Here is an 18,581-nt window from a genome sequence, read left to right on the forward strand (position 1 = left end):
CGGGCCGGGCCAGTGGATTTATGAAGCCCGCTCATAGCGGCATGCGGATTAACGGGGCTACTCAGGCCGCAGGGAGAGGGCTAGCCTTGAAGCTGGTTCATTATTCCGGAGGAGTACACATGAAACTGATCGCCACAATGACCGCCATGCTGTCGGTATTAACTCCCGCTGCTGCGCTCAGCGCAGAAGAAGAAAAGGTAAAAATTAGTGCTGCTGGCTCACAAAACTCGGTGAAAGGGCCGGAACAGTGGTTTACCGGTCAGGTACGCATCGATGCGTCGTTCCAGGCAGAGACGCCCGCCCGCACCGGCGGGGCGACGGTGACCTTTGAGCCGGGGGCGCGTACCGCCTGGCATACGCATCCGCTTGGCCAGACGCTGATTGTGACCCAGGGCAAAGGGCTGGTGCAGGAGTGGGGTAAACCTCTGCGCGAAATCAAGCCGGGCGATATCGTCTGGATCCCGGACGGGGTTAAACACTGGCACGGCGCGGCACCTGGTACTGCCATGACGCACATCGCTATCGCCGAATCGGTCAATGGCAGCCCGGTCGAGTGGATGGAAAAGGTGACCGACGCGCAGTATTCGGGTAATTAGTTCCCGCGATAGCGCAGCGCATCGACAAACAATGAGAAAGCGGTGGTGTGCTGGCGGCGGCTGGGGTAGTAGAGGTAATAGCCAGGAAACGGCTCGCACCAGTCGTCCAGCACCTGGATCAGTGTTCCGGCAGCAATGTCTGCGGCCACCGTATCTTCCGGGACGAAAATCAGTCCGATGCCCGCCTTTGCCGCACTGATACGGTGACGCAGCGGATTGATCGTCAGTTGCCCTTCCCCCCGCACGCGGATCGCTTTTCCTTTTTGTGAAAATTCCCAGGCATACAGACCGCCGAGGGTAGGGAGGCGCATATTGATGCACTTGTGCTGCTGGAGATCCGCTGGCGCTTGCGGCACCGGATGACGTGAAAAATAGTCTGGCGACCCGACCACAATCATCCGCATCGGCGGGCTGACCGGCACCGCAATCATATCTTTTGCCACCTGTTCACCCAGCCGGATGCCGGCGTCGAAGCGCCCGGTCACGATATCCGTCAGCGCATTATCCACCGTCACCTCAACGTGAATATCCGGCCACGCCTGTAGAAAGGGTTGCAGCGCGGGCCACAGCAGATAATCAACGGCGTGATCCCCGGCGGTGATACGAATATTCCCCGCCGGCACGTCGCGCATTTCACGCATCAGGTTCAGCTCGGTTTCAATTTCGCTGAAGTGCGGCCCGAGACGCTCAACCAGCCGTTCCCCGGCAGCGGTCGGCGACACGCTGCGGGTGGTGCGGGTCAGCAACCGGATCCCCATCCGCTCTTCCAGGCTGCGCATGGCGTGGCTGAGCGCCGACTGCGAAACGCCGAGGCGCGCTGCGGCTCGGGTGAAGCTGCGTTCCTGAGCCACAACCAGAAAGGCAATCAAATCGTTGACGTTTTCTTTGAGCATGAGGAGCCTCTGCCAGGGAGCGAGAAGCTGGCAGTATAGCCTGACTATTTATGAATTGAATTCATAAGCGTTAACGAAACGGCGTGAAACGCCCCCGGCAGTTATATGGCGGGGACGTAAGGACTACAGAATGGAGCGGAAGGTACCGCCTTCAACCCGCACGGCGGCTCCGTTCGACGCGGCCCCGAGCGGGCTGGCGAGTAGAGCCACCATAGCGGCAATCTCATCGGCATCGATCATGCGCGCCAGTAGCGAGCTGGGGCGATAGCTTTGGAAAAAATGCGCCTCGATGTCGCTGTCGTCCATGCCCGGTCGTGGCGCGGTCTGGCGCAGATAGTCCATAATCCCCTCGGAGCGCGTTGCCGAGGGCAGAACGCTGTTTACCGTTACGCCAGTGCCTTTGGTCAGCTCGGCCATACCGCGCGACACCGCCAGCTGCGCCGATTTACTGACGCCGTAATGCACCATATCCGGCGGGGTAAACGCGCCCACTTCGCTGGAGATAAAGATCACGCGTCCCCAGTTGCGCGTCAGCATCGCCGGGAAGTAGTGGCGCGACAGGCGTACACCCGACATCACATTGACGTCCAGCATCGTCAACCACGCCTCGTCGCTGATCTCCACAAAGGGCTTCGCTTCATAGAATCCGAGATTGTTCACCAGAATATCGGTATGCGGCCGCTGAGCGATCAGCTGCGCCACGCCCTCGACGCGGCTCACATCGGCCAGCACGCCATGCACTCTGGCATCGGGTGCCTGCTCGCGGATAGCGTTGATTGCCTCATCCAGTTTCACCGCGTCCCGCCCGGTGATCGTGACCTCGACGCCTTCTTTTGCCAGCGTGCGCGCTATCGCCAGGCCAATCCCGGCAGTGGCTGCCGTCACAATTGCCGTTTTGTTGTTAAGTTGCAGATCCATATTGTGCCTCGTTATGTGTTAGTGCAGACGTTTCAGAAGTTCATCGGCAACGCCCATCGCGGACGCCGGATTCTGGCCGGTAATCAGCTCACGATCGGTGACCACGTGCGGGGTGAAGGTGACGCGATTGCTGCTGTATTTCCCACCGGCTTGTTGCAGCGCGGTCTGGGGCCAGAACTTCATGACGCCGCCGTTGAGTAACGTTTTCGCCTGGTTTTCTTCAGCATTGCTGATCACCGTCATGCGGTAACCCTCGTAGATCCAGCCTGGCTGGGGTGCAGCGCGACCGCTCGTGGCCAGCTGCTGGGTAAAGCCTTCCGCATCCGGTAGCGTGGAGAGCAGGGCGATTGGCCCGTGGCACACCAGTGCGGTAGGTTTATTGCTGGAGTGGAAGGCCTTCAGTGCCTGGCCCACCTCGCGACTGGTAAGCAGATCCTGCATCGGCGCATGGCCGCCGGGAATATACAGGGCATCGAAGTGCTGGTAGCCGATCTGCGCGGCGCGCTTCAGGCTGATCACCGGGGAGTGCGTGCGTGACGTCAGCTGTAGCTTGTCCAGCAGCGCTTTATGAGCAAGGTGAGCGGCCTCATCATTGTTAAAATAGACGTTGTCGTCCGACGACATATCCAGCGTCGGTGCCAGGCCGTTCGGTGTAGCAAAGGTCACATCATGGCCGGCATCCAGCAGTCGTTTGACCGGCTGCATTAGCTCGTTAAGGTAAAAACCGGTGTGAAAAACCTTACCGTCTTTCAGGTCGAGCCGGTCAGCATCGGACAAAACCACCAGTACACTGGCGGCCTGAGCCTGGGCAGCAACCAAACCTAACGTGGCGGCGAGCGCCAGAGATCGAATAATGTTCACAGTGTGCTCCTGAGTGTGAGTCAACGCACAGGCCAATGCCTGCGGGATAAGCGCACTGTATCGTTGTCAATAAAGTCGATAAACTATCGCCAGAGACAATCATTTGTTCTTCAGGAGACAGAATGAGCCGCCGTTTTTCCCATATCAGCGATGTCGAAATCTTCGTCACGGTTATTGAGAGAGGCTCGATCACCGCGGCGGCAGTGACGCTGGGGACGACCGCATCGGTATTGAGCCGGGCATTGACGCGACTGGAGACCCGCCTTGGGGTGCAGCTTGTGCGCCGTACCACCCGTCAACTGAGCCTGACGGACGCCGGACGGCACTATCTGAATGAGGCCAGTCTCGCTTTTGCGCTGTTTGACCGCGCCGAGCGGGCGATACAGGTAAGGGGAATTGAGGTCGTCGGTAACGTCAGGCTGAGCGCCCCTACTACGTACGGTCACTACCGCTTACCGGAGGTACTCCAGCGCTTCGCCGTGACGTACCCGGGCGTGAATGTGGAGCTGAATATCACCAACCGCAACGTTGATCTGGTCGCCGAAGGCTATGACCTGGCGATTCGTCTTGGTCATCTGCCGGACAGCCGCCTCGTTGCGCGTAAACTCGAAGACGCGCCGCTGTGCCTGCTGGCATCGCCTGGCTACCTTGCCCGGGCCGGGGAACCCCAGACCGTGGAGGCGCTGGCGCAGCATGCGTGTCTGCCGTTTATTATGCCAAGTACCGGGCGCGTTGCGACCTGGAGTCTGAAGGAGAACGGGGTGGATACTGTATGGACGCCAACGGGAACGCTGCGCGTTTCCGATGACATTCTGGGGGTGATTTCGCTCGCCGCCAGCGGCGCGGGGATCTGCCAGACCTATGACTTTATCGCCCGATCGTTTATCCGCCAGGGGTTACTGGTGGAGGTGCTACGTCACACCCGAGGCCGCACACGGCCTTTTTCCGTGATTTACGCGCCGCACAAAGGACTGTCGGCGGCGTGCCAGGCGTTGATTCATACGCTGACGGCATCAGACACCCAGGAAGCATTACCTCAGATCGCCTCAGGCTCATAGCGCAGCGTCTCAATAATTAGCAACAGTGCGGGCAGCAGTTGGGGGTAACCCGGTCAGGCAATCTCCGTGGACGGTGAATTAACCATGCGTTAATTCACCATCATGACGCCGCGTAAAGTGTGCACATGATGATACGAAGCCCTGTCTATCGAGGCTTTATGCTTTACAAAAGAGCAGGGGATGAATCAGGAAGCCAGTGAGTGGCGAATGAGTGTATCCGGTTCGTCGCTCTGATATCTTATTTAACATAATATACATTATGCGCACCGACGTTATCCATTTCCATTTATAGCCATCCCACGGCACGTCAGTTATACATTCATATTCATCGCACGCCATATTCTTGTTCCCGTGCGGAATCAAAATCCTGTCCCGTCAATTTGCCGGTTTCACCGCTTTCGAGTAACCTTCATGCACGCTACAAAGCACAACCATATAAACGGAAAAACATGGCGGCCCATTCTACCGATCCACTCCACGGCGTTACGCTTGAAATGCAGGTCAATGCGCTGGTTGCCCGCTACGGCTGGGAGCAACTGAGTAAGCTCATCAACATCAACTGTTTCAAAAACGACCCCAGCGTTAAATCAAGCCTGAAGTTTTTACGCCGGACGCCCTGGGCGCGCGCTGAAGTTGAAGCGCTGTATCTGGATTCCCTGGATGCTGCTGTTCCGGCTACGCGTGACACCCTCGTTTCCGATCCCTGGGCTGCCAGCCGGCATAAAAAGAGCTGACGTTAATGACACGGATGATGCAACACCTTAACCGCCTGGGCGCGCTGATTGCCTGCGCGATGTTACTTGCCAGTTGCTCATCCAGCCCGCCGCGCTCTCTGGTCACCCCGCTTCCGCCGGTCACGAAACAACCGCTGCCGGGAAAACTTCAGCATTCTGAAACCATGCGCGGTGTCTGGCTGGCGACGGTGTCGCGTCTCGACTGGCCACCGATCTCCTCGGTTAACGCCGGTCGCGCTGCGCGTATCAGCCAGCAGCAAAAAGCGCTCATTGATAAGTTGGATAAATTAAAAAGCCTCGGCATCAACACGGTGTTTTTCCAGGTGAAGCCCGACGGTACTGCGCTGTGGCCTTCAAAAATACTGCCGTGGTCAGATATGCTGACCGGTCATATTGGCGAAGATCCTGGTTACGACCCGCTGCAGTTTATGCTCGATGAAGCGCATAAACGTGGCATACGGGTTCATGCCTGGTTTAACCCGTATCGCGTATCGGTTAACACCAGGCCGGATACGGTTGCCGCGCTCAACCGCACCGTGACGCAGCATCCCGCCAGCGTCTTTGTGCTGCACCGCGACTGGGTCCGTACCGCCAGCGACCGCTACGTTCTCGACCCCGGTATCCCTGAGGTGCGCGACTGGATCACCAGCATTGTCGCTGAAGTGGTAGCGCGCTATCCCGTGGACGGCGTGCAGTTTGATGACTATTTCTATACCGAAACGCCCGGATCAATGCTCAATGACAGCCACACCTTCAGCACTTTTGGACATGGCTTCGCCTCAAAAGCCGACTGGCGGCGGCATAATACGCAGCTGCTGATTGAACAGGTTTCGCGCACGGTTAAACAGCTTAATCCTGACGTGGAATTTGGCGTCAGCCCGGCGGGCGTATGGCGCAATCGCTCCCACGATCCGGCGGGCTCCGATACCTCTGGTGCCGCGGCCTATGACGAAGCCTTTGCCGACACCCGGCGCTGGGTGCAGCAAGGCCTGCTGGATTACATCGCACCGCAGATCTACTGGCCCTTCTCCCGCACCGCCGCCCGCTATGATGTGCTGGCGAAATGGTGGGCTGACGTGGTGAAACCCAACAATACCCGCCTCTATATTGGCGTGGCGCTGTACAAAGTGGGCGAAGCCTCGAAAAAAGAGCCTGACTGGACGGTTCAGGGCGGCGTACCGGAGCTGAAAAAGCAGCTCGATTTGAACGAATCCCTGCCCGGCATCAACGGCACTATCCTGTTCCGGGAAGATCATCTCAACCGACCGCAGACGCAGGACGCAGTGAATTATCTCAGAAGCCGCTGGGGTTCGATATCACGCTAGGGCCGCACTCCGCGGCCCTGCTCTCACGCCCCGATATTATTCAGCACGTCGATGACATCTTCTGTTAATACCAGCTCACTCGCCGCCAGGTTTTCTTTCAGATGCGCCGGGGATGAGGTGCCCGGTATTAACAAAATATTGGGTGAACGTTGCAGCAGCCATGCCAGCGCCACCTGCATTGGCGTCGCGTTCAGCGTGCGTGCCACGTCATTTAAGCGGTCGGACTGCAGCGGTGTAAATCCGCCTAACGGGAAAAACGGCACGTAAGCAATACCCTGCGCCGTCAGGGTGTCGATACTGCGAAGCACTCCGCTCAAGATCAGCAGACATCACGAGGTTCCAAAAACGACGATCCATGAATGATCTCAAGAGGATCATTACTTGAAATGCATCTATTTTAATCTTTGATAAGCACCTGGATTCAACTCATCTTCAACATAAATAAATCCTGTTTTCTTCTCGTATTTCATATAAAATAATTTCACAGATACATTTTCATCACCACCACAAGCTTTATTTGCATGGTTATCTCTTGCAGAGAAAAATACTGAGTCAGCATCCTCATTATCATATTCAAAAGATAAACACTCTTGCTGTAATGTTGTTAATTTATCCTCTCTAAGCTTTTCATATAATTTTCCGGCAATAGAACTTAAATCCATCAAAGCTAACAACGATGACGAAAAGGAAAATAAAAACAAAAATAAAATACTTTTAATCATATTCATAGAAATCATAGCTCCGCATAATTTTTATTAATTTTGACTCATATGTTGGATCCGTAGCATAACCAGCAGTAGCCACTTGATGCACAAATTTTTCTGGCTGTGTTACATACTCAAATGCTGGCCTATATCGTCTATTTTCAGCCAAAAAACGACCGTAATCGTCAGCAGATTCAGAATAACCGTTATATGCCCTAAAGGTTTGCACTTTTGAAACATAGCGACCATTTTCATATTCTGTAGTTCCAAACGATGCGCTATTTCCAGATGATGACTTCCCTTTAATACCAAAATAAGCGTTATTTTTTACTTTCTGACCCCAGCCAGATTCAAGCGCTGATTGAGCTAGTAAAACAGAAACAGGAACCCTCCATTTATCTGATGTAGCTTTTGCTGAAGGTAAAGCCATATCAATAAAATCTTGAACACTTTTAGGTCGATTAGATTTGGACTTACATACGTGAATAGCATCGAGAAAAACGAGCGGGTGCATATGCCATTGATTTTCCACCATGCCCGGCACACGGTGCATCCAGCGCAGGTCAATCAGGAACTTCTCGCTGTAGGCGTACCATTCCGGCTCCTCCTTCTTCTTCTTCTGCGACGTAAAGAACGCTTTCCACACCGGTGATTCCGAAGAGTAGTACCACTCACAAGGATGCTTCACACACAGCCGGTGCAAATGATCGCGCATTGCAGGGTTCTGCACCGCCCGCCGGTACTGTTCAGGGTTATAACGGGGGGATTTCGCGTCGTCAATCTGGTTCAACAATTGCCGGTAGTTGAACGCCACCCCCTTACTGTAGGGCTGCCCGTCATTGTCCGCCACGCTGAAGAAACGCTCAAAAATCGTCTTCACCAGCCCTTTCGGCTGCGTCTTCCCGTCGAGATGGTCAAAGCTTGCCGGGCTGTCTTCTATTGCCTCAAACCCGCGACCACCCAAGTCAAACCGGGACAGCAGTTGCACATCCGACTCCGCCAGCAGCCCGCTCGAAGAACCGCCTGGCCAGTAGCGTTTCCCCTCGCTGTCCGTCATCGCCTGCCCGGACAGCGCCATCACTGTTTCGCTCGTCGTGGTTATCAGCCCCTTCTGTATTTCACCGCCGGTGACTTTCAGGTATACCGGTATACCCTTCGGACAGCGGGCAAAGGCGGGCGTGTCGCGGCCCGTACCTTCCGGGTTATTCAGGAAACGCGGCAAGTCGTCTGTGGTCAGACATTCGATATGCACCTGATAGCGCTTTTCATGTCCGTCTTCAGTGGGAACCTGAAACCATCCCAGATGGCCCACCGGGTCCCCGGCCTTAATCGGATAGGGCGTAGGACATACCACCGTATCAAACAGCACTGTCTCACGTGACGGCGGCAGGAACGGCGACCACCACGCCGGACGGGTGGTGCTGTCTCGGGCCGGAACCAGATTCCCTTTGTCGCATACAGTCCAAACTCGGTCCCCGGCTTTCAGGCTCATGCTGCTCGCAACAGGCTCGGCCAGCGTGACGTGCGCATACTGCCGCCCGTTATTCCCGGTCATGAAATCGGCGCTGACCGCCTTATTCCATGTTACCCGTGTGCCGGATGGCAGCTCCGCCGCCACCCACTGCCGGGACGCGTCCACATACGCATTCAGGTGCTGGCCGTCTGCCACTTTGAACGCCGTGCTGTCCTGTTCCGAGTAGGCCAGCCAAGGCGCAAGGTGCATATAAAGGGTGTAAAAGGTCAGCCCGCTCTCTGCCGTTTTCCCCGGCTGAACACGGTGCCGTACCAGCACAAAGGACCCGGAGTAGCGTAAATCCCCCCAGTACCACGGCACGCTGAGGTAATCCCGGTTAATCCGGTACGCCACCACCTCACCGTCCGCCATGCAGCGCACGGCCTGCTCCCCCTTAAACGGTACCGGGAAATCAACCGCCTCATTCATCGCCTGGCCGCTGAGCGCGCACCATGGGGTGGTGGTATCACTGATGTGAATGCCGCCGTGCCACATACCATTGCGGCCGATAAGCCAGTGCCCGGCTGCCTCGCCCTCCAGATGCGCGAGCATTTCTTCGAGATTACTGAACTCCCCACCCCGGTTGTTTTTCGGTACCGGCCAACGGATGACCGGGAGCTGCGGGCCGTTTTCCGGCTTCGACATATCAAATCCTTTTAGTTTATCGGGTTATATACGGGGCTATCATACAACGGCGGACATTTTATCGCCGTTTCCGGGAGGGAACACAAAAGTAAAATTTTGTAAGATGCAGCGCTCTAACTCTCTGAACCGGCTGCTTTTACGCTAACAATAGTTTGTCGAGTAGTGCTGAATTCACGAGTCACAGCACCCACAGTCATCCCCCTGATGAGGCGTTCCAGGACTAATTGCTTCTGTTCATCATTCAGTGCGGAAGGGCGTCCAAAGCGTTTCCCTGATGCTCAGGCCCGTGTAATACCAGAGTGTGTGCGCTCAATGAGCAGATCGCGCTCAAACTCTGCCACCGCCGAGATCACCTGCATGGTCCTTTTCCCGGTAAGGCTGGTGAGGTCCACACCGCCTGGCGCCAGACAGTGAACCCGAATTTCAGAACCTGCCAGCAGTTCAACTGTCTTTCTGATGTCCATTGCATTACGTCCGAGACGATCATGTTGGTGACAATCAACACATCATTATTTTCCATGCGGTCAAGCAGTCTGGTAAAACCAAGCGATACTTCTGAGCAATCTTTGTCATGGTTTACCCTCCTGCCTGTGTGTCCTTTGATTGTAATCCCCGGTACACTGTGTAACTATTCCGATAAATAGCAACAGACTGTACGGACAGGCAGACAATGAATCTGGATTTCGCCCTGCTGCACGCGGTGGTATCGGTCGCGAAAGCGGGCGGCTTTCGCGAAGCGGCGCGCATTACCGGGAGCAATCCATCGCGTCTGAGCGATGCGGTACGTCGCGCGGAGCAGCAGCTCGGCGTGCGCCTGTTCAACCGCACTACCCGCACCGTGACCCTGACCGAAGCAGGACGCGCGCTGATTGAGCGCCTGACGCCCGCCATGAGTGAGATCGACGCGGCCCTCGACGCGGTCAATCAGTTCCGCAGCACCCCCGGCGGTACACTGCGCCTGAACGTACCGGTAAGCGCCTCCCGCCTGGTCCTGCCTGCCATCGTGCCGGCATTTTTGCAGCGCTATCCCGATATCACCCTGGAGATCGTCGCCGAGAGCAACGTGCAGGATGTCTTTCGCGAGGGCTGCGATGCCGGGATCCGCTACGACGAATGTCTGGAACCCGACATGGTGGCGATCCCCATCGGACCGCGCGTTCAGCGCTTTGCCGCCGCCGCGTCACCGGCCTATCTGCAGCAATATGGTCGCCCTTCCCATCCACGTGACCTGATGCAGCACCGCTGCATTCGTGGGCGCTACGCTAACGGCGTGATCCCGGCGTGGGAGTTTGAACGCGACGGCGAGACGCTGCGCGTGCGGGTTGAGGGTTCCCTGGTGGTCAGCATCGGCGGCGCTATGGATCTGGCGGTGGAAAGCGCCGTGCAGGGCAGCGGCATTGTCTATCTGTTTGAAGGGTGGCTGCATCCGGCCTTCGAACAGGGGCTGCTCGAACCGGTACTCGAACCCTGGTGGCTCAGCTTCAGCGGCCCCTGGCTCTATTATCACGACAGACGTCTCATCCCCGGTCCGCTGCGGGCGTTTATCGACTTTATTAAACAGCAGCCGACGTAACTTTTTCCTTTTACTCCAGCAGCACCCCGCTACTGATTTACTCGTTAATAAAAGTATGACTATGACAACGCAAAAAATTCCCGCCGCCGTTATGCCCGCCGCCCCCGGCTGGTCGCTCAAAGATATGATCTGGATTATGGGGGTCTACGCGGCCACGGTGGGTGCCGGCACGCTGTTCCTGCCGGTAGAGATTGGCACTCGCGGCCCGATGGTGTTTTTAATGCTGCTGCTGCTGGGTTTTCCGCTGTCGATGGTACCGCATGTGCTGGTCGGGCGGCTGTTTATGCGCGACGGACACACCGGCGATCAAAATTTGCCGATGTTCGGTGCTTTTTTTGGCGCCAAAGGCCGCCAGGCGATTAAGGCCTATTTTTGCATTGCGCACTTCCCGGTTACGCTGGTGTTCGCTATTTCGCTGGTCAACTCCCTCGATAATCTGCTCGCGGAGCGTCTGCATCTGGCGCAGATTAACCGCGGGCTGCTGGCATTTGTTGTCACCGGCCTGCTGTTTCTGGTGCTGAGCAAAGGCCGCGACAGCGTAGTGAAAACCCTGAGCGTACTGGCGCTGCCCTTCGCACTGACCATTATCGCCATCGCGCTGGTGCAGATCCCGGACTGGCATCTGGCGAACGTCACCGAGGCGCTGCGTGAAACCAACACCGCCTCGCCGGGCGAGACCATCAAGCACCTCTGGCTGACGCTGCCGCTGGTGACCTTTGCGTTCTGCTCTACGCCGATGATCTCCCCGCTGGCGGCCTGGTATCGTGAAGGCGATAACGGCGGAGAAAAGAAAGCGGTGCTGGTGATCCGCCTCGCCTACCTGCTGATCTTCTTCAGCATCGTCTTCTTTGTGCTGAGCTGTATTCTGGCGATCCCGCGTGAAACCTTCGTTATGGCGAAGGCGCAAAACCTCAACGTGCTTTCCGTGATGAAAGGCAGCGGCAGCACCGACCTGGTGTTCTGGATCGCACCGCTGATCGCCATTCTCGGCATGACCAAATCCTTCTTAGGGGTCTGCCTGTCGGTAGCGGAGACCTTTACCGGGCTGACGGCCGGGACGTTAAAAGCCAGCGATGAACGCGGGCAAAAACGCGCGAAGCGCCTTGCTTACCTGATTATGTTTGCCCTGACGTTTGCCGTGGTGTACCTCAATCCGAACGTGGTCACGTTAATCGAAACCGTCTGCGGGCCGTTAATCGCAATCTTCCTGTTCCTTATCCCAGCGTATCTGATCTACACGCGCCCGCAGCTGCGCACGCTGCGCGGTGCCACGGCGAGCACGGTGATTGCCGGTGGGGTGCTTACCGTCTCGGCGCTGCTGTACGGCATCCTGTTCTGACCCCCTGTGGTTCCCCGGTGCGCCGGGGAATTGCCTTAATTCCTCCCTGCCGCCTGCGGTATGGAACCCTCCCCGCAATTCTCCCCACTCAAAGACGTCCCCGAAGATAAACCCGGTGATGCGTCATGCCGCAGGCACGACGCCACGTTCGTAACTCAGGAGGATCGTCATGCAGATTTTATCCGGCCCGCTCTCCGGGCCAGTGCAGCCGCAGCTGCCGTTCGATATCAGCGCGCTGAGCGGTAAGCCATCAGGTCAGAACAACTTTTCCCCACTTTCAGGCGGCGGTCCGCAGGCCGTAAGCTGGGGCAATAACCAGCCGGGCGGAACCGATCTCGCCTCGCTGATGGGCAACGGCACGGCGGGCATGGGGCAGAATCAGAACAACATCATGGCGCAGTTTATGTCCGAGCTGATCGCCCAGATCATGCAGGCGTTACTGCCGATGCTGCAGCAGATGATGAACGGCCAGCAGAACAGCGGCAGCGGCGCGGGCGGTTCGCCATCTCCATCCTCTTCGCCAGCGGCATCCGCCAGTGCGCCGCAGACGCCGCCGTCAGCGCCAGCACCGACGCCGCAAACGGCGCAAACGCCACAAGCCCCGCAGAGTGGCGGTGCGCCAGTGAACTATGGCTCGACGACGCCGACCGGCACGGGTGAAGCGCTGTCGGCAGGCAAGTCGGGCCTGCATCTGCCGCCTGCCCTGCAAAACCATGAGGAAGCCATTATGGAAGCTGCAAACCACACCGGGATAGAGCCGGAGGTACTGGCCGCACAGATCTGGCAGGAGTCGCGCGGTAAAGCTGACGCCGTGACGGTGAACGGCGGCAACGGGCTGCAGGACTCTGGCGTGATGCAGGTAAACCAGAACACCTTCGCCGAGCTGCAGCGTAACAATTCAGATGTGCTGGGGCCGAACGCCAGCCCGTCCAACCCCCGGGACAGCATCATGGCCGGGGCGCTGTATATGAAGGAGCAGAAAACTGCCTTCGGCGGTGATATGGGTGCCGCGCTGCGCGCCTATAACTCCGGGCCGGGCAACGTGAACATCAACGATCTGACCGACATTTCGAAGACCGGGACCGGCGATGCCACCTATGTTGATAAGGTGCAGAAGTTCGCTGAGATCATTAAATCCGGCAACGGCACCCTGCCGGCATAACGCCTGATAAAGCCCTGCGGGGCTTTTTTTTATGCTTCGTACCCATAAAAAAAGCCCCTGACCGCGTTCAGGGACTTCTTCAGAGAGCACAGCCGCATCAGGAGAACGCAGGGGGATCTTTCTTATCCTTGCTGCCATTCTCCACGGCAATCTGCACCGTATCGGTTACTGCTGTAATACCCCAGCCGACCGGACCACGGGCGGCGCTCATCGCCCCCTCAGCCAGACCGGACAGTCCACCGGTAAAGACCTCGCCCAGATCCCGTGCTTCGCCAATGTTATTGAACAGCGGCGCGGCCACGGATTTCAGGATGGGAATGTTCGAGAGAATTTTACCGAACTCGCCCATACCCCACTGGAAGTTGTCTTTATTGGTGCCGTCAACGCGCACGTGGGTATCGTTGGTCTGCGGCAGCTTGCCGTTATCCGGCAGCATCTTCAGACCCTGCTCGGCAATATCTTTCAGCACCCCGGCTTCGCTGCCGTGGCGGGCATCGCCGTCTTTGGTAATGCCTTCGATCTTGCCGTTGTTTGCCACTTCACCGCGATCGCTGCCATCGCGGCCGCTCAGCCCTTTAATGTGGTTGAGCACGGATGCCATATTGTAAGCGGCATCGGCGCGGCTTTTTGGATCGGGGTTAGCATCGGTCCAGTCACCAAAACGCTGCTTCAGCTCTTCGCGTTTGATGTCCTTCTGATTGCCGAGATTTTTCAGCACCGGATTGGCGTCGATAATCTCGTCCGCGCTGCGGTTATCTCCCGGCGGGCGGCCCTTCAGACTGTCATCGGTGATGGGCACGCTGAGATCTTTTTCGCTCTCAGGTACCGGCATCGCGCTGCTGCCCGCGTCCGCTGCCAGCGTCGGGTCGATGGTAAGCAGCTGCGCCAGGTCACCCTGGGCACCGCCCGCCTGCCCCATCTGCGCCAGATCGTTCAGTCCGAGCAGCATCAGCATGCCGGTCAGCCCACTCTGGGCGTCCGGCGTGGACGTCGCACCAGGCATTGCCGGCGCACCGGGCATTGGCGTACCGCTGCTGCCGCCGTAGCTGATCAGGCTGGCGATCCCGCCTCCCGGCCCGAGCGTACCCAGCGACTGTGGCAGTACGCTGGTCGCGGGCGGTTTGAAGCTGGTCAGTGAATCGGGGGAGAATCCTCCCCCGCCAGATACATTGATGGCCATAGCATTAACCTCGCTGTATTAGAGCTGGTTTGAATTCTGCGATGTGCCCTGACCCTGGCTCTGACCCTGTCCCAGACCGCCGAGCAGCTGCTGCAGGCCAACCATCATCAGCAGGTTTTGCAGCATCCCGGCCAGTCCACCGGACTGCTGGCCTGCACCCTGAGCACCGCCCTGGCCGCCAGCGCTGTTACCGCCCTGACCTGACGCAGGATTGCTGCCAGCACCCTCTTTACCGGACATGCCGAACATCTTCTGGATCATCTCCTGAAGCATCTTCATCAGCTGGTCCAGCGGGTTAGAACTGTTGCTGCTGCCGGAAGACTGCGGGGCCTGGCTCTGCTGGCTCGGCTGCTGCACCTGCTGCTGATTGCCGCCGCCAAAGAGCTGCTGCAGACCCATCATCATCATCAGCTGTTTGGCGATACCCGCCAGACCACCACCGCCCATGGCACCGGTGAGCATGGACCCAATACCGCCGCCGCCGTTACCACCGCCGATACCCTGCGAGCCGCCGGTGCTATTGCCGCCGCCGCTGTTGCCACCGATACCGGCGAACGGCAGCAGTGACGTGACGCCACCCGCCACGTTCAGCACGTTACCGGCCATGCCGAGCGGGCTGCTGCCGTTTTTGCCATTGCCGAGCGACGGCGCGTCAGGTTTGCCGTTCGGCCCGTCAATTTTGCCGCCGTTCGGGCCATCGATCTTGCCCACATTGTTACCGCCCGGACCGTCGATCTTACCCATATTGTTCGCGGGCGGCGGATCGATTTTGTTCAGGTTATTTGCACCACCACCAAAGCCTGGAATTCTCATGGACTGCTCCTCAGAGTTAACGTAACCGTATAGGGGTGTAAGCGGCATCCTGTCAGCGCGGCACTCTCGGGCGATCTTTCAGCTACGCTTAATGACGTCCGGTCCCTGCTTTTCAGGCGCCAGCTCGTTTGGTAAGTGGGCGCGGTGGCGCATCAGTTCCAGGATATTTGTCATAAGTGTGCTAATAGTCATGCAATAAATCTTTCATATCTCCCGCACGGTTTTTTCTCTTCCTCGCAACCCGCTGTTTTTCAAGGATGTAAATTCCACCTGTAGGGAAATGCCTACAGGATGACAGCCTTGCCCTACACAACAATCATCCTGGACTGATAGCCGGGTGATGACCGCTTGAGTGAGAGTACGCCCGTACCGATTTGTAATGAATTGCGTCAGCGTTTACATAAAAAAACACACGATTGCTTCTTACGGGATTTTCCTGAACGCCGCGTTTTGCGAGTTTTGCGTTTACGTTAAGCCACTGGAGAAATTATGGTTGGGTTTGTCGAGACTCGAATTCGTAGCAGCGTCGCTGCGGATGAGAAACAGGATAACGCTATGCAAACGGCCATGGCTGGCCGCCCGGAAAAGGACGTCGTACAGGGACACTATGCCGATATCCATGCCCCGCTGCATCGGATACTCACTACCATCGCCCCGTTGCAGGTTGACGTGCTGATCCAGGGCGAAACCGGCACCGGAAAAGACACCCTCGCCCGTCGTCTTTATCAGCTGTCGGGCTGTACCGGGCCAATGGTGCCGGTGAACTGCGCCGCCATCCCGGAAACCCTCGCCGAGAGCGAACTGTTCGGTGTGATGAGCGGCGCTTTCACCGGTGCCAGCACCTCGCGCGCCGGCTATATCGAAACCGCCAACAACGGCCTGCTGTTCCTCGACGAAATCGACAGTATGCCGCTTATTGTGCAGGCGAAGCTGCTGCGCGTGCTTGAGAGTCGCGCGGTGGAGCGTCTCGGTAGTACCAAAAGCATTCCGCTTAACCTGCGGGTGATTGCCGCGTCCCAGGCACCGCTTGAGGATCTGGTGGCCCAGGGGCGGTTCCGGCGCGATCTGTTCTTCCGTCTCGATACCATCAAGCTTTCTACCCCGGCGCTGCGCCATCACCCGGAACTGATTATTCCCATGTTCAGCCGTTTTACCCAGGACGCGGCGCTGCGGCTCAATCAGGCACTGCCGCCCCGCTCATGGGCGCTGGAGGAGGCGCTGCTGCTGCACAGCTGGCCGGGAAACATTCGCGAGCTTAAAGCCGCCGCTGAACGCTTTGTGCTCGGCTTGCCGCCGCTGTGCGGCGAGATGAAAAAGGAGGAAGGCCGCGGACTGTTGAAAGATCGGCTGCGCCGCATCGAACGCAGCCTGATCACCGACTGCCTGCACCGGCACGGTAACCGGATCGATGACGTCATTCACGAGTTAGGCATCCCGCGCCGCACGCTCTATCACCGCCTGAAGTTGCTTAAGCTTAGCGCCTGATCTGTTGTTTCCCTGTTTCTGCCCATCGTCCCCCGACAGATGGGCCTGAAACGTCTTCATCCTGCCTTTTCAAAAAATTTTTTCCCTGCCTGGAACCGCTTCCCCCGTCACGCCACTTAATAAGCGCAATACCCATAAAACACTCCATCTCAAGAGTAAGGAAAATGCTATGTCCATGATTACTCAGCTGTCCAACTTCATCACCAACTCAGGTTCTGCCTATACCAAGCTCTCTGGTGCAGCGAGCGGCGCTCACTTTATGGCCGGTGCGCAAGAAATCCAAGCCACCATGCAGCAGAACCAGCTCGATAAAATGGCGCTTGATGCGGAAAACCAGCGCATCAACGGCATCGCAGACAGCGCCGCGCAGGCCGGTTCGGCTGCCGCGCAGGTGAAGATCCAGTACTGATTCCACTGGTCGGGAGGAGTCCGCGTCGCTTCTCCCTCCTTCATTTTTGCAGGAGTCTCCCATGAAAGTATCCCAGTCCTCCGCCCCGCAGCTCACGTCCGAACCGGAAACTTCAGTAGAAATCTACCCGGAGTCCGGCAATCAGGACGATATTCACTGGTTCGCTGCACAGCTTAATCCGGCTAACGCCGCTCAGCCCCCTGCCGATGCCATGTCACCTGGCGTACTGGGCGGCCTTGCCGAATCCATCAGCGGTAGTCAGCGGGCGCAGAAGGATGCCTTCCGCGATCTGCGCGTAGCGTCACGCTCGTCTAACGTCGAGGATTTCTCGAAAGCCAATGCGCAGCTCTCCAACTACTACATCGAAAGCCTGCTGAACGCCAAGATCATTGCCAAAGGCGTCCAGTCCCTCGATAAACTTAATAACCTGCAGTGAAATCTATGACTGGCTCACTGAAATTCATCTGCGCGATGCTTCTCGCCCTGTTCCTCACAGCCTGCGGGGATAACACTCTGCTGCACAGCGGCCTGTCAGAAAACGACGCTAACGATATTGTGGCGGAGCTGAATCGCTATCGCATCTCCGCCGAAAAGGTGGCGGAAAAAGAGGGCTTCAGCGTCAGCGTGGCCAGTAAAGACATTGAGCGCTCGGTCAATATCCTCAATGCCGCCGGACTGCCGCGCCAGGCGCGCACCAATCTTGGCGAGGTCTTCCAGAAAAGCGGCGTGATCTCCAGCCCGCTGGAGGAGCGCGCGCGTTACATCTACGCCCTTTCGCAGGAGGTGGAGTCAACCCTGGCGCAGATCGATGGCGTAGTGGTGGCGCGCGTCCACGTGGTGCTGCCGGAGCGCATCGCGCCGGGGGAACCGGTGCAGCCCGCCTCGGCCTCGGTGTTTATCAAATACCATGAAAATCTTGATCCGGACGGCATCGAACCGCGCATCCGCCGCCTGGTGGCGACCAGTATTCCGGGGCTCGGCGGTCGCGATGACCGCGATCTGGCCATCGTTTTTGTCCCGGCTAAAACCTTCCAGGACCGTATCGAGATCGTGCAGCTGGGCCCGTTTAAGGTCAGCCCGGACCAGTATTCGCTGGTGAAAACCATCGCCGCGATCCTCGGTGTGATCCTGCTGCTCGGCGTGCTGTTTAAGTTTCTGCGCTCGCTGGCTGCCCGTAACCGTCAGGCTGTGCAACAGGGTAAATAACGCATGGAACAGATTGATGCTGAGAACCCGCTGCGGCTCGAATGGCTCACCTGGTGGCAGTACGGCTACTGGCTTCAGGCCGATGAGAGCTGGCATCCGCTGCTGCCTCTGGCCCTGCCCCCCGACGCCCAGCGTTATCTGCTGACCCAGCGCCCGTCGCTGATCCA

Annotated in this window: 18 protein-coding genes and 2 pseudogenes; 11 read left to right on the forward strand and 9 right to left on the reverse strand. The window is 57.6% G+C overall.

Annotated elements, in window-relative coordinates; genetic code table 11:
• Positions 1–119 precede the first annotated feature (119 nt).
• Positions 120–596, forward strand: a complete 477-nt coding sequence (locus tag ET34_RS0103275) for a (R)-mandelonitrile lyase (RefSeq protein ID WP_031519431.1) — start codon at positions 120–122, stop codon at positions 594–596.
• Here ET34_RS0103275 and ET34_RS0103280 read toward each other — a convergent pair.
• From ET34_RS0103280 to ET34_RS0103290, 3 genes are all read right to left on the reverse strand, one after another.
• On the reverse strand, positions 593–1,489 hold the full coding sequence (locus ET34_RS0103280; RefSeq protein ID WP_031519433.1) for a LysR family transcriptional regulator: 897 nt from the start codon (positions 1,487–1,489) through the stop codon (positions 593–595). The genes ET34_RS0103275 and ET34_RS0103280 overlap by 4 nt on opposite strands.
• A 123-nt stretch (positions 1,490–1,612) precedes the next feature.
• Positions 1,613–2,407, reverse strand: coding sequence for an SDR family NAD(P)-dependent oxidoreductase (locus ET34_RS0103285; protein WP_031519435.1), 795 nt, complete (start codon positions 2,405–2,407; stop codon positions 1,613–1,615).
• Positions 2,408–2,425: 18 nt separating this feature from the next.
• A complete protein-coding gene (locus tag ET34_RS0103290) occupies positions 2,426–3,268 on the reverse strand; it encodes a type 1 glutamine amidotransferase domain-containing protein (RefSeq protein ID WP_031519438.1) in 843 nt (280 codons plus the stop codon).
• A 122-nt stretch (positions 3,269–3,390) separates the two neighbouring features.
• On the opposite strand from ET34_RS0103290, the gene ET34_RS0103295 reads away from it, so the two are divergent.
• From ET34_RS0103295 to ET34_RS0103305, 3 genes are all read left to right on the forward strand, one after another.
• A complete protein-coding gene (locus tag ET34_RS0103295; RefSeq protein WP_051640452.1) occupies positions 3,391–4,326 on the forward strand; it encodes a LysR family transcriptional regulator in 936 nt (311 codons plus the stop codon).
• A gap of 449 nt (positions 4,327–4,775) precedes the next feature.
• The gene (locus tag ET34_RS0103300) at positions 4,776–5,060 is read left to right on the forward strand and encodes a VF530 family protein (protein WP_031519441.1); all 285 of its coding nucleotides are present in this window, start codon (positions 4,776–4,778) and stop codon (positions 5,058–5,060) included.
• Between the two features lie 14 nt (positions 5,061–5,074).
• Entirely contained in the window at positions 5,075–6,385 is a 1,311-nt protein-coding gene (locus tag ET34_RS0103305) for a glycoside hydrolase family 10 protein (protein ID WP_031519443.1), read from the forward strand.
• Between the two features lie 23 nt (positions 6,386–6,408).
• On the opposite strand, the pseudogene ET34_RS0103310 reads toward ET34_RS0103305, so the two are convergent.
• From ET34_RS0103310 to ET34_RS20800, 4 genes and pseudogenes are all read right to left on the reverse strand, one after another.
• Positions 6,409–6,681: pseudogene (locus ET34_RS0103310) on the reverse strand (aldo/keto reductase); the annotation flags it as partial.
• A gap of 96 nt (positions 6,682–6,777) precedes the next feature.
• A complete protein-coding gene (locus tag ET34_RS22435; RefSeq protein WP_152548340.1) occupies positions 6,778–7,113 on the reverse strand; it encodes a hypothetical protein in 336 nt (111 codons plus the stop codon).
• Entirely contained in the window at positions 7,100–9,247 is a 2,148-nt protein-coding gene (locus ET34_RS0103325; RefSeq protein ID WP_051640453.1) for a glycoside hydrolase family 73 protein, read from the reverse strand. The genes ET34_RS22435 and ET34_RS0103325 overlap by 14 nt, the downstream gene beginning before the upstream one ends.
• A gap of 113 nt (positions 9,248–9,360) precedes the next feature.
• Positions 9,361–9,791, reverse strand: a pseudogene (locus ET34_RS20800) (recombinase family protein); the annotation flags it as partial.
• 126 nt (positions 9,792–9,917) lie between these two features.
• Here ET34_RS20800 and ET34_RS0103335 point away from each other — a divergent pair.
• From ET34_RS0103335 to ET34_RS0103345, 3 genes are all read left to right on the forward strand, one after another.
• Positions 9,918–10,820, forward strand: a complete 903-nt coding sequence (locus ET34_RS0103335) for a LysR family transcriptional regulator (protein WP_031519449.1) — start codon at positions 9,918–9,920, stop codon at positions 10,818–10,820.
• Between the two features lie 61 nt (positions 10,821–10,881).
• Positions 10,882–12,159, forward strand: coding sequence for an amino acid permease (locus ET34_RS0103340; protein ID WP_031519451.1), 1,278 nt, complete (start codon positions 10,882–10,884; stop codon positions 12,157–12,159).
• Between the two features lie 169 nt (positions 12,160–12,328).
• Positions 12,329–13,321 carry a lytic transglycosylase domain-containing protein gene (locus ET34_RS0103345; protein WP_031519453.1) on the forward strand — a complete coding sequence of 331 codons (993 nt, stop codon included), beginning with the start codon at positions 12,329–12,331 and terminating at the stop codon, positions 13,319–13,321.
• Positions 13,322–13,418: 97 nt separating this feature from the next.
• Here ET34_RS0103345 and ET34_RS0103350 read toward each other — a convergent pair whose 3' ends face one another.
• Both ET34_RS0103350 and ET34_RS0103355 read right to left on the reverse strand, forming a co-directional pair.
• Positions 13,419–14,501 carry a hypothetical protein gene (locus ET34_RS0103350; protein WP_072001949.1) on the reverse strand — a complete coding sequence of 361 codons (1,083 nt, stop codon included), beginning with the start codon at positions 14,499–14,501 and terminating at the stop codon, positions 13,419–13,421.
• Positions 14,502–14,519: 18 nt separating this feature from the next.
• Positions 14,520–15,314, reverse strand: a complete 795-nt coding sequence (locus tag ET34_RS0103355) for a hypothetical protein (protein ID WP_031519457.1) — start codon at positions 15,312–15,314, stop codon at positions 14,520–14,522.
• Between the two features lie 555 nt (positions 15,315–15,869).
• Here ET34_RS0103355 and ET34_RS0103360 point away from each other — a divergent pair.
• The 4 genes from ET34_RS0103360 to sctJ all read left to right on the forward strand — a co-directional run bounded on the left by ET34_RS0103360 (position 15,870) and on the right by sctJ (position 18,414).
• The gene (locus ET34_RS0103360) at positions 15,870–16,799 is read left to right on the forward strand and encodes a sigma 54-interacting transcriptional regulator (protein ID WP_169738114.1); all 930 of its coding nucleotides are present in this window, start codon (positions 15,870–15,872) and stop codon (positions 16,797–16,799) included.
• Between the two features lie 169 nt (positions 16,800–16,968).
• Positions 16,969–17,208, forward strand: a complete 240-nt coding sequence (locus ET34_RS0103365) for a hypothetical protein (protein WP_031519461.1) — start codon at positions 16,969–16,971, stop codon at positions 17,206–17,208.
• Between the two features lie 61 nt (positions 17,209–17,269).
• Positions 17,270–17,644, forward strand: a complete 375-nt coding sequence (locus ET34_RS0103370) for an EscI/YscI/HrpB family type III secretion system inner rod protein (RefSeq protein WP_031519463.1) — start codon at positions 17,270–17,272, stop codon at positions 17,642–17,644.
• A gap of 5 nt (positions 17,645–17,649) precedes the next feature.
• The gene (sctJ, locus tag ET34_RS0103375; protein WP_031519464.1) at positions 17,650–18,414 is read left to right on the forward strand and encodes a type III secretion system inner membrane ring lipoprotein SctJ; all 765 of its coding nucleotides are present in this window, start codon (positions 17,650–17,652) and stop codon (positions 18,412–18,414) included.
• The last annotated feature ends 167 nt before the right edge of the window (positions 18,415–18,581 follow it).

The sequence above is a fragment of the Siccibacter colletis genome (assembly GCF_000696575.1).
GTDB classification, from domain to species: Bacteria; Pseudomonadota; Gammaproteobacteria; order Enterobacterales; family Enterobacteriaceae; genus Siccibacter; species Siccibacter colletis.